This window comes from Pseudoalteromonas sp. TB25, assembly GCF_000497995.1.
Taxonomy (GTDB): domain Bacteria; phylum Pseudomonadota; class Gammaproteobacteria; order Enterobacterales; family Alteromonadaceae; genus Pseudoalteromonas; species Pseudoalteromonas distincta.
Genome location: NZ_AUTI01000377.1, coordinates 1 through 13,989 on the forward strand (window position 1 = coordinate 1; position 13,989 = coordinate 13,989).

Genomic DNA, 13,989 nt, shown 5'->3' on the forward strand with positions numbered 1-13,989 from the left:
GCGTACCGTTTGCATTTTGTCTATAGTCGCTTGCGGGTCACCCGGAATTTCTGATACATCTATTTGTACTTCTCCGCCAACTGCGTAGTTAGTACCATCTGGGCCACGTTGATATTCATAGCTTGGCGAGCCAGCATATTGCCCGCCCACAGAAGCGTGTGCTTGTTCGTGTATTCGTACTTCAGTATCCCGTGCTTTTAGCTCTGTAATTTGTTGTTGTTCTTGTTCTAATTGCAGCTCTTCTTGCTCAGATTCTTTTTTCTCGATTGCTTCACTTTCTTGCTCAGTGCCCTCTGGATTTTCTGGGTTTCCATCGCGCTGCTGAACTGACTTTTCGTCTGCTATTTTTCCCGTTGCGTTATACGTCGCACCATCGCTACTGCCTGGCAATTTTGCTTTTTCAGCATCACTTTGCGCTTTGGTTTCTGTGTTGCTTGCGCTACTAGATGCGGGAGCCGGAATAACTTCGCGTAGTTGGTTGTCACGCCGTGCGGTTTCCGTATAAACATTTGCGGTGTTTATATTAATAGACGGAAATGGCGTGACAATATTCATAATACTAAACTTTAATATCGATTAACGTGCCAAGTACATCATCGGCCGTTTGAATTGATTGCGTATTTGCCTTGGCATTAAACTCTTCAACTTTTAAGTTAACAAGCGCTTCATCAACACGAGCTGGTTGTGCTACTGGTGCAGTAATCGCTTCTTCAGGGCGTGCTGCCGTAAGCTGACGTTGCTGCGCTAATTGCGCGTCATCTTGTTGTTCTATACTGGCACGGTTAATCTCAGCACTGGCTTTTTCAATACCTTGGCTAGCTCGGTTAAACCCTTCTATACCACTATTAAATACTGATCCGATTGGCATATTAAAACCTCCACCAAATAAACATTGTTTAATTATCGCTCAGGTTCTGCTCAAAATAAAGCTTTAAACAGCGCTATTTTTAGCTCTATTTTAAAGCATTGATTTAACGACAGATAAGAACTCACTTTTATGAGAAATAAATGGTGCATGGGACGCTTTATCTAGTACTTCATATTCAAACTCAGCATTTAGTGCTGACATTTTGCTAATAGCTTTATAAGGTACTAAAGCATCAAGGCGGCCAAATACTCCTCTAATAGGGACTGGGCAATGAGTAAATAAGTCACGTAAATCGTCGTTTTGTAAAATATCTAAACCAGCACTCAGGGCATCGCTTTGGGGTGCGCTGTACTGATTTAGTAATTGTTTAAGCTGCTTTATATCATCACGCGCCGACTCGCTACCCATTGCTTGAATAGCTAAAAAGCGCTCTATTGTTTTTTCTCGATGATTAACTAATTGCTCTTTAAACTGCGCCAATACATTCGCTTTTATTCCAGGCCAATTATCTGCCTCTGCAAAAAAAGGAGTCGATGCTATTAAAATAACTTTAGATACCTTTTCAGGCCAATGCTTCGCAATATAAAGTGCAAATAATCCACCTAACGACCATCCCATTAAAATGCTCTTTGGCTTTAATTGCTTACTTAAAATTTCTGCTGCATCATGCAAAGTATAAGGGCTTGGGCACACATCGCTATTACCAAACCCAGGTAGGTCAAGGCTACGTACATTTCCTGAATATAAAAACTCAAGTTCTGGCTGTACTAACTGCCATACGCCCTGATTCATTCCCCAACCATGTAATAACACTAACTCATTTTGCATATTTGCCTAACCTTTACCAAACTTAGGCTCATCATAACGTTTAGAAAGGCGATTGCAATGCAAGGAGCGAGTCTGTGAAACAAGCCGTTTTAAATTGGTTATTTCCCTCTTATTGCGTGCAGTGTCAAAACTCGATTACGACCTCTTTAGGGCTATGTGATTATTGCCTTGAAGATTTACCATTGTTTGATTTTAGTAAGCATACGAGCTTATTGCATCGACCTGATATTATCGAGATGTTTCCTAATTGCGAGTTTGATAAATTATTTGCATGCGCTTTTTATCAACCTCCCTTTGAGCATTGGCTTAAAAGGCTAAAATTTAATAATCAAATTCATTATAAAAAGGCATTGCAGCAAATTATACAAAAACAGTTAACGCAGTTTTTTGAGCAAAGCCCTAATTTGCCAGATACCTTTATTATTTTACCTCTTCATAAAAGCCGCTTTATTACTCGCGGATTTAATCAGGTAAGCCAAGTATGGCAACCCTGTTTAGCTAATTACGCCCCACTAAGTAATGTTCTTATTCGCGATAAAAAAACACAAGCTCAGTCGGAGCTATCCAAAGCAAAGCGTATAAGAAACTTAAAAAATGCCTTTATTTGTACACAAGACATGGCAGGTAAAACAGTCGCTATTGTTGATGATGTGATGACGACAGGGGCAACATTAAACGCAGCTACTAGTGCACTAAAACAAGCAGGCGCTAAACAAGTGTGGGCTTTTACAACTTGCTTAACGCCTATTTAATTATTAAAAAGTATTAAACCAATCCGCAATAATACTTAATCATTTTGCGGGGCTAAACGTGTCGCTACCTGTGTTAAAAAATTCTCATTTACGACTGCATGGATGCAGAAGGTAGAGCAATCCAGGAGCAATTGCCGAGAACAACTAATTAGCGAATTTTTTGCCTAGCTATCAACACGTTTTTCCATCCTCAAAATAGATTACTTAATTAAGCTAATTGGTATTATTCGCCATTTGCACGAAACGTATGGCCAAAAAATAAAGCGTTGCTTAGTAGTCGACTAGTCCCATACCAGTAACCTCTAAATACAGGGTCGTCGGTCATACCTATCACTGTACCTCGCCCGTATGAGTGCGCAATTAAGCCAGCACCACCAGCAACTTGCTCAACATTAACAGCATCGGTAAAACCCGCTAACAATGGCTTTTTAGTATAGGTAAGTACATTTACGAATGGCGCATCGGAAGCTTCTAGCAACCAAGTACTGTTTTTGAATACGGGCAATGTATTGCGTTTAAGTGAAAATGTAAGTGGGTGAGTTAAATCTACATTAGTATTAAAAATAGCTCCTGCAATGCGTTGACGTCCTGCTAAATGGTCCTTATCGCCATAACTTAAACCTGTCGTTTTAAATGCACTCGCTACATCTTGTCGTGATAGATAGCTTGCTTTGAGTAATTGCTGATCAGCTAAAAATTTAGCACCGCCTTTATGGCCCCAAATAACGCCGCCTTTTCTTACCCAGCTTTTTATAGCCACTTTGTCGGTATCAGATAAGCTATTGTAGTTACCATGAGCAAGTACTATATGGCTGTAATTACTGAGTTCAATAGAGTTTAAACGCTCCATTTCAACAATTGTTGGCGCAACACCTACAAAGCGATCGAGGTAATACCATACTTCGCCAGCTTCGTACTGGCTTACACCTTTACCACCTACCAATAATACTTTTGGCTCGCTAACAACCNCCGCCATTGTACGAGACCCTAAATCGGCTCCTTTGCTTGTAAGCCCTGAGTTAATAGGCTTGATTGCAATTCCAAACTCGTTTTGTGCTTTATTTAATATTCCCACCCAATCATTATTCGTTTGTAAGCCTGCTGGCACAATAATACTACCAGCATCAAAGCTTACTTCACTTGAGTTTGATTTGGCTGTTAATGGGCTTAGCGCTACACGCGCTTTAATACCTTGCTTTAACAGGCTGTTTAGCATTTTAGGTGCTAGGTAATCATCCCACGAAAAGCCAAACGCATAGCCTTGCTCAAGTGAAGCAAAAGAAGGTTTTACCGCTTTTTGCCACGGTTTACTTGCAACCTCTAAACCCCAACTGCTTTTTACTTTTGCAAAAGGTAAGTTAAACGCATGCGCTAAAGTCCAGCCAGATACGTCATAAAAGGTGTTATCAGCAAAGTTTTTTTGCTCGCTAAAAATAGCTTTTATTAGGCGGTACTGTGGCTGGGCTAAGGGCACAAAGTAGCTATTGGTTGTATAGTTGTTGCCATTTGCCTTGAGTGATTTAGTAAGCGAAAAAGCATCTATTTGATGCTGTTTTAACAACCCTAAAAAATCTTTAATACGAGTGTTGTCATCCGCGCCCTCAATTACATAACCTTCAAAGCTTTCATCACTGGCTAAATCAGTAGCTTGATTATAAAACTTAGCTTGGTAATCAAGTAATGCTTGGCGGTTATCAACAGCGGCTTTAAAGGTAGATAAACTCGTTAATAGTTGATTTTTAATAGTAAAGGGAAAGCTCAAAGGTCCATTTATGGTGTCTTGGATATGCCCGCGAGAACTTGCTTGCTCAAATAAAATACCTACACCACCATTTACATCGGGATAGGTTGAACCTTTACCGTAATAGAAGTCGTCAAAGCTTTCTTCGGTAAAGTACAGTGCGTTGTTTTCATCTAACGTTTTTGCGTGATAGTTAGCAATCGCTTTAGTTAACGTTACATTTTCATCCGGTGTTATAGGATGCTTACGACTAGAGATACCTGGCTGAAAAAAGTAACTGCTGTTTGGTCCCATTTCATGAAAATCGGTTAAAACATTTGGTTTCCACTGATGAAATTTAGCAATACGCGCGCGCGATTCAGGATGTTGTAGTAATAACCAGTCACGATTTAAATCAAACCAGTAATGATTGGTACGACTACTTGGCCAGTTTTCAACATGTTCACGGGTTTTAGGGTCGCTTGATAAGTTCATACCTCGGTTACTGTTGGCCCAGTTAGCAAAACGAGCAAGTCCGTCAGGATTAAGCGAAGGGTCGAGTAAAATAACCGTGTTGTTTAATAGCTCATCTATTTCAGCACCTTGTGCAGCAGCTAAGTAATATGCCACCAGCAAAGATGAGTTACTACCTGATGACTCATTACCATGCACACTATACCCCATCCATACAACGGCAGGCTGCTTTGTAGAATTAGCATCTGATCCATCGTTACTTAAGCGTGCTAAGTGAGCTTGGCGTGTCTGCTCTATGCTTGATAACTTATCAGCTGCTGTAATTGTTAGCATGACAAGGGGGCGTTGTTCATGTGTGCGGCCAATCACTTCAAAATTTATACGGTCGCTTTTATCAGCAAGTATTTCCATATAACGTACGAGCTGATCGTGCCTCACATGCCACTCTCCTACTTCGTAACCGAGTACTTGCTCAGGGGTAGGAATTGAAGGGTCAAATTTTACATCTTGTTCAAAATAATACGAAAGTGGCTTAGCTACACTTGAAAAGCTAAGCAACACCACCATTAATGTTAATACCAAACGCATATAAATCACTCAAAAAATGTTCGTTGTTTGCACGCTACCATTGCTTAAAATAGATGCCAACTTTTTACGCTCAACACTAGCCGCAACACGATGAGCGGAGTATGATACGCATTATCCGAGTAATTTAGTCAAGTATAGATGGTTTTATGATTTCTATTTCCGAAACAGCGCAAGCGCATTTTGCTAAACTATTAGCAGATCAATCACAACAAACCAATATTCGTGTGTTTGTTGTAAACCCTGGTTCATCACAAGCGGAATGTGGTGTGTCTTATTGTCCAGAAGACGCTGTAGAAGCGAGCGATATTCGCCTAAACTTTAACGGTTTTGATGCCGTAGTAGATGCAGAAAGTGCGCCATTTTTAGAAGAAGCTGAAATCGATTTTGTTACCGACAAAATGGGTACTCAGTTGACGCTAAAAGCACCAAATGCAAAGGCGCGTAAAATAGGTGACGATGCATCGTTAAATGAACGTGTACAACACATGCTAGAAACCGAAGTAAATCCACAACTTGCTAACCACGGTGGTCAAGTAAGCCTTGTTGAGATTACAGCTGCAGGTATAGCTATACTTCAGTTTGGTGGTGGTTGTAACGGTTGCTCTATGATCGATGTAACACTAAAAGAAGGCATTGAAAAAGAAATGATAGCTAAGTTTGAAGAAATCACCGGTGTTGCTGATATAACAGAACACGAAGCGGGCGATCACTCTTACTATTAGGCCTTGTAAATGCTAAAGCAGCTTATCTATCGCTTAGGGAGCAATCCTAAGCTGAGCTTAAAGCGCTTTTTTCGCGGCTTAGCACTGTTTGTGCTAGCCGTGATATTCATATCTATTGGGTATTACACCCACTACAGCTTACAAATAATTGGCGTTATAATTTTACTCCCCGCATTATTTTTTGCCGGTTGGGGCTACTGCGGTATTTTTGCCAATCGTTTTTCACAAGTTTTAAAAGATATGGGCCCTAAACACCACGACCCCGATCTCTGGAAATAAACCATTTATTTAATCTAATAGCTGATTATTTATTTTTAAGAGGTGATATTTAATTATTAATGTAACCCCGCGCATTAACATAAAACAGCTCATAGCCAGCCATAACCCGTTATTTTGCAAGTCTATAAACACCCAAAACACACCAAAAAAGCCAACTCCAGCTGAAAGTATCATACTGTTACGCATGTTCTTTGCTCGCGTAAGTCCTACAAAAACACCATCAAACAAAAAGCAGCTCATGGCCAAAATTGGTAATACTATTATCCATGGTAAATAATGCGTTGCCTCTTGAATAACCTCTGGCACATTGGTTAAAAGCTTGATTATGGTGTTGCCAAATAATGCAAAAAATAGGCTATATAACACACCAAAAAGCATCCCCCAAAATACGCTTATTTTAACCCACAGCTCTATATTCTTAACACTTCCTTGGCCTTTAGCTTGCCCTACTTTTGCCTCAGAGGCGTAAGCAACGCCATCAAGAGCAAAGCTCACCAACATTAAAAAGTTAAGTAAGACAGCATTAGCAGCTAATGTGGTTTCGCCTATACGCGCCGCGTAAAATGTCATAAAACTAAAGCATAATTGCAGTATTAAAGAGCGAATAAATATATCTCTATTCAAACTCAATAATTCAGCCATTTTGCTAATACTCAACCAATTCGGTACATTTAGATCAATGTCTTGTTTTTTAGCTAGTTTAGCCACCAAAAACAGTGCAAATACTAGTGCAGTATAGTCAGCAATAAGTGACGCCCATGCAGCGCCTGCAACTGCCCAATCTAAATAAACAACAAAATAAATATCGAGCACTATATTAACGATATTAGTGACGAGTAATAAATAAAATGGACCTCGACCATAATGCACACCAAGCATCCACCCCAGTAACACTAAATTACATAATGCTGCTGGAGCACTAAAAATACGAATGCTAAAATACTGATAAGCTTGGTTAAGTACGTCGCCATTGGCTGCGGAGAGGTAAGCTATAGAGTGCTTTATTAATGGGGATAACACAATTAATAGCACGGCCACTGCGCTTGCAAGCAATAGGCTTCGTTTAAGTAAAGCGGCAAGTTGGGTTAAATCGTTTTTTCCGTATGCTTGTGCCACGAGTCCCGTGGTGCTCATTCTTAAAAAACCAGCAAGCCAAAATAAAATAGATATAACAGCAGAGCCAAGGGCAATTCCAGCTAAGTAATGAGCGCTTCCTAAGTGCCCAATTACAGCAGTATCAACAATTCCTAACAACGGCACTGTGATATTTGATAGTATCATCGGACCCGCTAACAACAGCAAGCTTTTATGGTGTGCCTTATTATGTATAAGAAATTGTTTCATTTAGTGTTATTTATCCTCATTAGTGTATCTGTGCGGGCTCAAGCAGCCGTTATTTTACAGTATCATCATGTTAGTGAAACCCTACCCGCTGTCACGAGCGTTAGCGCAAATACATTTACGGAGCATTTAAGCTATTTAAAAGAGCACAACTTTAACGTTATTCCTCTTAATGAGTTAATTAGCGCGCTTCAACAAGGTGAAACTTTACCTGATAAAACTCTCGCCATCACCTTTGATGATGGTTATAACAATAACTATGAACAAGCCGCACCTATTTTAGAAAAATTTGGCTACCCGTACACTATCTTCGTAAATCCTAAATTAATAGACGAAGGTATGAGTTACGTAATGGGGTGGGATAAGCTCAAAGAATTATCTAAGAAAGGGGCATTAATAGCCAATCATAGCGGACAACATGATTACTTACACCTTAAGCTTGAAAACGAAACCGATGCACAATGGCAATCACGTATTAAGCAAGATATTCTTAACTCTCAAAAGCGCATAAAAGAAGAAATAGGCCACGACTATAAATACTTAGCATACCCGTATGGTGAGTTTAATAACGAGCTGCAAGCACTCGTGACAGAGCTTGGTTTTGTGGGTATTGGCCAGCACTCAGGCGCTGTAAATAAAGATTCTAATTTTAGCCGCTTGCCGCGTTTTCCTGCATCAGGCTTTTACAGCAAACTAGAAACCCTTATTACTAAGCTCAACTCACGCGCGTTTAATATCACCAATTTAACTTATCAAGATAGCGTTACACAGCAAAATCCACCCACGCTCACAATGGAATTTAAGATGGGTGATTTTCATAAGAGCCAATTTGCCTGTTATGTATCAAGCGTAGGCCAAGCAGATTTAAAATGGATAACTAAAAATACTGTCGAAATAACCTCACCAAAGGTGCTTAATAAAGGGCGCTCTCGCTTTAATTGCACGGCCCCTTCTATTTCAAGCCCTGGTGATTACTTTTGGTTTTCGCAGCCTTGGGTAATTGAAGCATCTAAACCTTAACAGCCTGATGTAAAAGCCGCTGGGTTATTTTATCCAGCGCAACTATCTCGTCAGCTGCATTTAGCTCAGCAGCTGCTTTAGGCATACCCCATACCACAGACGAATACTCATCTTGAGCCAAGGTATGTGCTCCGTTTTGTTTTAGTGCAAGCAACCCTTTTGCGCCATCACTCCCCATTCCTGTTAGTATGGCTGCAACTACGTTTTTAGCCCCAGTTTCAACTAATGAGTTAAACAACACATCTACCGCAGGTTTATGTCTGTTCACCGGCTCGCCATCATCAAGCTGGCAATACAAGCTAACACCTCGTTTTTTAATACTTAAATGAAACCCACCCGGTGCTATATAAGCCCAGCCCGCGCTAAGCTTATCGCCATGTTCAGCTTCTTTCACATTTATCGTGCATGTACGGTTCATTCGCTCAGCAAATGAAGCGCTAAACACAGGAGGAATATGCTGAGTAATTACAATTGGCGGGCAATTTTGTGGCATTTTAATAAGCACTTCTTTTATAGCCTCAGTCCCCCCCGTTGAAGCACCTATCGCTATTACTTTATTAAGTAAAAACTGAGAATGGGTATTAATAGGCTCATTTGTGACGACCGTTTTTTTATAGCTTCTTACTCTTGCTCCAGCAGCTATTCGCACCTTTTGTTGGACAAGTGATGCATATTGGCTCAATTGCTCTCTTACGTTATTAGTGGGCTTAGCTATAAAATCAACAGCCCCTAATTCGAGTGCTTCTAGTGTGATAGGAGAGCCTTTTTGTGTCAGTGTTGAAATCATCACTACTGGCATTGGCCTTAATCGCATTAAGTTTTTTAAAAAACTAATACCATCCATTTTTGGCATTTCTACGTCGAGCGTTAATACATCAGGACTGAGTTTTTTTATCATTTCGCGAGCTTCATAGGGGTCCTCTGCGCTCCCCACTACTGTAATGTCTTTAGCTTGTTGTAATATTTCAGTGAGTAAACGCCTAATTAAAGGGGAGTCGTCAATTATTAATACTTTAATCATGCATACTCCTAAAACAGCTCTATATCGGTTACTACTTCTTGCTTTTTAAGATTTTGTAAGTAACGAACTTCGCGTTTTTCAATCGTATTATTATGTAGGTTTTTAAGTTTTTTCATGTGAACTTTACCGGTATTCGGGTGAAAAAATATTTTTCGCGGCCACGGCCCCCCCATATCATGGGCAACTAGATTTAATGCCTCTTCTTTAATATACGCTGCTGCAAAACTAATATTACCCAGCCCTATATCAGTCATCGCACTAATAATTTTCCCCCCGCCAAAAAGTTTTACTTTTAGGTTACACCGAGACGCGCCATTTTTTAAAACTTCGTTTATAAGATACTCCATAGCCCAATTACCGTAGCGACAACTTAAACTATGCGCATTTTTAAGTTTTACTCCCTTTTGAATTGGTAACATAAAGTGATTCATCCCGCCAATTCCTAGTACTTCATCGTATACACAAGCCGCAATACACGAACCCAGAACTGTAGAGATTAGTTCATTATTTTTAGAAACATAAAACTCACCCGGAAGTACTTTAGCAACAACGCTACCTCGGCCCGAATCCCAATATCGTTTAATGTGTTCAAAGTTAGGTAATACCGGCCTAAACTCAGCGTGCATTTTGTCCCTTTTGGTACATAGTTTTCCCTAAGTTTTTGAATTGTGAATGCTCTTTACCCATACTTTCTGAGTGACCTAAAAACAAATAACCTTGTTCATTTAATATATTAGTGTAGCGCTTAAAAAGCTGATCTTTTGTTTCTTTATCAAAGTAAATAACAACATTACGACATAAAATAAGATCAAATGATCCTTTCATTGGCCAGTCTTGCAATAAGTTTAAACGCTTGAAAGAAATAGACTCTTTTAGTTTATCTCTAACTTTATAATTTTCACCGTCTTTACTTTTTAAAAACCAACGCTTAAGTTGCACGTCATCTAAGCCATTAACATTCGCCGCGGTGTAAATACCTTTTTGTGCTTTTGCCAATACATTAGAATCTAAATCGGTTGCTAGTATTTTTACATCCCAATTGCTCGGAAATGCATTATTTAAAGTCATCGCCAAACTGTAAGGCTCTTCCCCTGTGGAGCAACCTGCAGACCAGATTCTTACTCGTTTACTGTTTTTATTTGCCTTTAAAAGAGCAGGTACAAGCTCAGTTTTTATAAATTCAAAGTGATGTATTTCACGAAAAAAAGACGTTAAGTTCGTTGTTATTGCATTAATAAAGGCATCAAATTCCTGATCTTTATGACTATTCAGATACTCTAAGTAAGCTTTAAAATCAGTTAATTTACGCTCCCTAATACGTCTTGCTAAGCGTGAATAAACCATCTCTCGCTTATGATCCCCTAATACAATTCCACATGCGCTGTAAACTAAACTGGCAATTTCCTTAAAGTCGCGGTCGGTACACAAAAACTCTTTCATTGTTCGCTCTCAATTAAACCTAACGCTAACAAGTAGTGCCTCGCTGTAACTATTTATTAGACGAGGCATAACAAGGCTAAATATTAAAACTCTTCCCACTCATCAGCTGAGTCTACAAAGTTATCACCCCTTGGCTTATTACTCACAAAACGACTTTGCGGCTTATGAGATATTTCAGGGGTTCGCATAGTTGATGACATCATTGTCATCTCTTGCTGATCTACTGAGAAAAAGTTAAGTAATCGGCGCATCTCATTAGCTTGCTCAGCCANTCACCAGCAGCAGAGGCTTGCTCTACTAGAGCGGCATTTTGTTGCGTCATTTCATCCATTTGAGAAATAGCTTTATTAACTTGTTCAATACCTGCACTTTGTTCTTCAGATGCCTCTGTAATATCAGAAATCATTTGCGTCACTCTTTGCACCGACACAACAATCTCTTTAAGTGTAGCGCCCGACTCATTAACTAATTGAGAGCCATCAGCTACTTTGCCTACACTATCTCGTATTAACTCTTTAATTTCTTTCGCTGCGCCCGCAGAGCGCTGCGCTAAGTTACGAACCTCACCTGCAACAACCGCAAAGCCTCGACCTTGTTCACCGGCTCTTGCTGCCTCCACTGCGGCATTAAGCGCTAATAAATTCGTTTGAAACGCTATTTCGTCTATTACACCGATAATATCTGCAATTTTTTTGCTCGACTCATTAATTGCCGACATGCTCGTAACTGCTCTATTTACAACCTCACCACCTTGAATTGCTTTTTCGCATGTTTCTTCTGCTAAATCGTTTGCCACTTTTGCGTTATCAGCATTTTGGCGAACGGTGCTAGTCATCTCTTCCATGCTCGACGCTGTTTCTTCAAGTGACGAGGCTTGCTCTTCTGTACGTTGGCTTAAATCAGCATTACCTTGAGAGATTTCCTCTGCACCACTGGCTACTAACGTTGCCGATGAATTAATGCGATTAATCACTTCTGTTAATTTATCTGCCGTTGCATTTGCGTCGCGTTTAAGCTTATCAAAAGAACCTTTGTATTCTTTTTCAATACGTTTTGATAAATCACCACTTGCCATCGCATCGAGCATATTGCCAGTGTCGGCAACGGCATCATCAACTATTTTAACTAAGCTATTTAACCCTTGGGCCAAACGTAAAAAGAACCCTTCCTTCCCATCTTCCGCTACTCTTGTATCTAATTCGCCATTACCTGCAGCGCCAATAAGCTCAGCGATTTCTTTTTCAAGCGCAACTTCATTGGTTCTATCTTCCCACTCAACAATGGTGCCTAAATGCTTTCCGTCTTGACTGATCCAAGGTGAAGCAATCAAGGTAAAAGTGACACCTGCTAACAGTAGCTCGGCTTTATAGGGCTTATCTAGGTTTTTTAATAAATCACGTTGATGATTAGGGTGCTTATGAAAATCATCAACACAAGTGCCAATTAAATTATCAACAGAAAAGCTTGGCAATACGGTTTGTAATTCTTTTTCGCGGACTTTTAGCATTTGCTGAACACGGTCGTTCACAAATACTATATTAAGGTTTTCATCAGCAATCATTACGTTTGCTTGGCAAACTTTAAGCGCATTTGCTAAATCAGCTGCTTTGCGAGATGCTTTTTCAAGCTCTTTTTGTTCAGTAATATCAGATGCATATTTAATCACTTTAAACGGCTTGCCGTTCATATCATAAATTGGATTATAAGATGCTTGAATCCAGACCTCCTGACCTTGCTTTCCTATTCTTAAATATTCCCCTGAATCAAATTCACCGCGACCTAGTTTGGCCCAAAATTCTTTATATTCGATACTATTTGCATGTTCGGGATCAATAAAAAGCCTATGATGCTGGCCTTTAATCTCGCTAAGTTGATAGCCAAGCGCATTTAAAAAGTTATCATTGGCATCAATAATAGTGCCATCTAAATTAAATTCGATAACCGCTTGAGATTTACTTATAGCACTAATTTGCCCTGAAGCTTCTGCTGCTATTAACTTTTGCTCGGTCACGTCGGTGGCAAACTTAACTACTTTTAATACTTGCCCTTGCTCATCAACAATTGGGTTATAAGTTGCTTGGATCCATACCTCAGCTCCACCTTTTGCATTACGCTTAAACTCATCTGAGATAAACTCGCCATTACGCAGGCGCTGCCAAAAGTTCTTATAATCGTTGCCCTGAGCTTCATCTGGGTCAACAAACATCGAGTGATGCTGGCCTTGAACCTCCTCAAGACGATAGCCCATCGCGTTTAGAAAATTCATATTTGCAGTAATTATTTTTCCGTTAGGTTCAAATTCAATCACCGCTAATGATTTATTCAATGCGTCTACAATTAAATCATTACTTGATTTTGACTGCTTTGGATTACTAAACCATCCCATGCTCATCACCACCTTTAAGTTTATTATTCATTTAGTTTCTATTTGCTAAATATTCATTGTTTTTTGCAGGTCAATTAGCGCTACCATTTTTTCACCAACATTCACCAACCCAGCTACATATTCACAATTACTCGATTCAGACAAACTAGGAACCGCTTTCGCATCTTGCTCCGCAATACTGTAAACATCAGAAACGGCATCAACAGCAACACCTATAATTTTACTACCTAGTTCAAATTCTATTTTGACAACGATAACCACCGTTAATGGTCCATAGTCGACACTTGGTAATCCAAAGCGCAACCGTAAATCAATAATTGGCACTATTGTTCCGCGTAAATTAATAACGCCTTTTACAAATTCAGGTGCATTGGGCAGTACTGTAATTTCTTCCCAACTGCGAATTTCTTGTACTGTTAAAATATCAACGCCGTATTCTTCATCAGCCATAATAAAAGTTAAAAACTGTTTTACACCTTGCTGTTGCTGAAGATTTAATTGGTTACTTAACTGGCTTTGATCTGAGCTCATAACGCCTCCAAAGTGGCTT

13 protein-coding genes and 1 pseudogene are annotated in these 13,989 nt (G+C 39.7%); 4 read left to right on the plus strand and 10 right to left on the minus strand.

Features of this window, described 5'->3' with window-relative positions; genetic code table 11:
* From L652_RS0116345 to bioH, 3 genes are all read right to left on the minus strand, one after another.
* A partial coding sequence (locus tag L652_RS0116345) for a putative metalloprotease CJM1_0395 family protein (RefSeq protein WP_024603557.1) occupies positions 1-555 on the minus strand: 555 nt, incomplete at its 3' end.
* A gap of 4 nt (positions 556-559) precedes the next feature.
* On the minus strand, positions 560-868 hold the full coding sequence (locus L652_RS0116350; RefSeq protein ID WP_002959563.1) for a hypothetical protein: 309 nt from the start codon (positions 866-868) through the stop codon (positions 560-562).
* A gap of 90 nt (positions 869-958) precedes the next feature.
* Positions 959-1,696 carry a pimeloyl-ACP methyl ester esterase BioH gene (gene bioH, locus L652_RS0116355; protein WP_024596111.1) on the minus strand — a complete coding sequence of 246 codons (738 nt, stop codon included), beginning with the start codon at positions 1,694-1,696 and terminating at the stop codon, positions 959-961.
* 74 nt (positions 1,697-1,770) lie between these two features.
* Here bioH and L652_RS0116360 point away from each other — a divergent pair, with 74 nt between their 5' ends.
* Positions 1,771-2,448, plus strand: coding sequence for a ComF family protein (locus L652_RS0116360; RefSeq protein WP_024596110.1), 678 nt, complete (start codon positions 1,771-1,773; stop codon positions 2,446-2,448).
* A 223-nt stretch (positions 2,449-2,671) separates the two neighbouring features.
* Here the strand turns inward: L652_RS0116360 and L652_RS0116365 are convergent, their stop codons facing one another.
* The gene (locus tag L652_RS0116365; protein ID WP_024603558.1) at positions 2,672-5,230 is read right to left on the minus strand and encodes a M14 family zinc carboxypeptidase; all 2,559 of its coding nucleotides are present in this window, start codon (positions 5,228-5,230) and stop codon (positions 2,672-2,674) included.
* 146 nt (positions 5,231-5,376) lie between these two features.
* Between L652_RS0116365 and nfuA the strand changes: the two genes are divergently transcribed.
* The gene (gene nfuA / locus L652_RS0116370; protein WP_002959571.1) at positions 5,377-5,952 is read left to right on the plus strand and encodes a Fe-S biogenesis protein NfuA; all 576 of its coding nucleotides are present in this window, start codon (positions 5,377-5,379) and stop codon (positions 5,950-5,952) included.
* A 9-nt stretch (positions 5,953-5,961) separates the two neighbouring features.
* On the plus strand, positions 5,962-6,231 hold the full coding sequence (locus L652_RS0116375; protein ID WP_002959572.1) for a hypothetical protein: 270 nt from the start codon (positions 5,962-5,964) through the stop codon (positions 6,229-6,231).
* A 9-nt stretch (positions 6,232-6,240) separates the two neighbouring features.
* On the opposite strand, the gene L652_RS0116380 is transcribed toward L652_RS0116375, so the two are convergent.
* The gene (locus L652_RS0116380; RefSeq protein ID WP_024596109.1) at positions 6,241-7,512 is read right to left on the minus strand and encodes an MATE family efflux transporter; all 1,272 of its coding nucleotides are present in this window, start codon (positions 7,510-7,512) and stop codon (positions 6,241-6,243) included.
* A 42-nt stretch (positions 7,513-7,554) separates the two neighbouring features.
* On the opposite strand from L652_RS0116380, the gene L652_RS0116385 reads away from it, so the two are divergent.
* Positions 7,555-8,592: a polysaccharide deacetylase family protein gene (locus L652_RS0116385; RefSeq protein WP_024596108.1), complete on the plus strand. Its 1,038-nt coding sequence runs from the start codon at positions 7,555-7,557 to the stop codon at positions 8,590-8,592.
* Here the strand turns inward: L652_RS0116385 and L652_RS0116390 are convergent.
* The 5 genes and pseudogenes from L652_RS0116390 to L652_RS0116410 form a co-directional block, all read right to left on the minus strand.
* Positions 8,582-9,613: a chemotaxis response regulator protein-glutamate methylesterase gene (locus L652_RS0116390; RefSeq protein ID WP_024596107.1), complete on the minus strand. Its 1,032-nt coding sequence runs from the start codon at positions 9,611-9,613 to the stop codon at positions 8,582-8,584. The two genes, L652_RS0116385 and L652_RS0116390, sit on opposite strands and share 11 nt — an antisense overlap.
* A gap of 8 nt (positions 9,614-9,621) precedes the next feature.
* Entirely contained in the window at positions 9,622-10,239 is a 618-nt protein-coding gene (cheD, locus tag L652_RS0116395; RefSeq protein WP_024596106.1) for a chemoreceptor glutamine deamidase CheD, read from the minus strand.
* Positions 10,229-11,053, minus strand: a complete 825-nt coding sequence (locus L652_RS0116400) for a protein-glutamate O-methyltransferase CheR (RefSeq protein ID WP_024596105.1) — start codon at positions 11,051-11,053, stop codon at positions 10,229-10,231. The genes cheD and L652_RS0116400 overlap by 11 nt, the downstream gene beginning before the upstream one ends.
* A gap of 83 nt (positions 11,054-11,136) precedes the next feature.
* Positions 11,137-13,439, minus strand: a pseudogene (locus L652_RS01000000123995) (methyl-accepting chemotaxis protein).
* Between the two features lie 45 nt (positions 13,440-13,484).
* Positions 13,485-13,970, minus strand: a complete 486-nt coding sequence (locus tag L652_RS0116410) for a chemotaxis protein CheW (protein WP_002959588.1) — start codon at positions 13,968-13,970, stop codon at positions 13,485-13,487.
* Positions 13,971-13,989: the final 19 nt, after the last annotated feature.

Excerpts from the sequence above, each read along its gene's own strand:
- L652_RS0116400 (WP_024596105.1), bottom strand. The coding sequence starts at position 11,053 with ATGAAAGAGTTTTTGTGTACCGACCGCGACTTTAAGGAAATTGCCAGT.
- L652_RS0116385 (WP_024596108.1), top strand. The coding sequence starts at position 7,555 with ATGTATAAGAAATTGTTTCATTTAGTGTTATTTATCCTCATTAGTGTA.
- cheD (WP_024596106.1), bottom strand. The coding sequence starts at position 10,239 with ATGCACGCTGAGTTTAGGCCGGTATTACCTAACTTTGAACACATTAAA.
- L652_RS0116350 (WP_002959563.1), bottom strand. The coding sequence starts at position 868 with ATGCCAATCGGATCAGTATTTAATAGTGGTATAGAAGGGTTTAACCGA.
- L652_RS0116380 (WP_024596109.1), bottom strand. The coding sequence starts at position 7,512 with ATGATACTATCAAATATCACAGTGCCGTTGTTAGGAATTGTTGATACT.
- L652_RS0116410 (WP_002959588.1), bottom strand. The coding sequence starts at position 13,970 with ATGAGCTCAGATCAAAGCCAGTTAAGTAACCAATTAAATCTTCAGCAA.
- nfuA (WP_002959571.1), top strand. The coding sequence starts at position 5,377 with ATGATTTCTATTTCCGAAACAGCGCAAGCGCATTTTGCTAAACTATTA.
- L652_RS0116375 (WP_002959572.1), top strand. The coding sequence starts at position 5,962 with ATGCTAAAGCAGCTTATCTATCGCTTAGGGAGCAATCCTAAGCTGAGC.
- L652_RS0116390 (WP_024596107.1), bottom strand. The coding sequence starts at position 9,613 with ATGATTAAAGTATTAATAATTGACGACTCCCCTTTAATTAGGCGTTTA.
- bioH (WP_024596111.1), bottom strand. The coding sequence starts at position 1,696 with ATGCAAAATGAGTTAGTGTTATTACATGGTTGGGGAATGAATCAGGGC.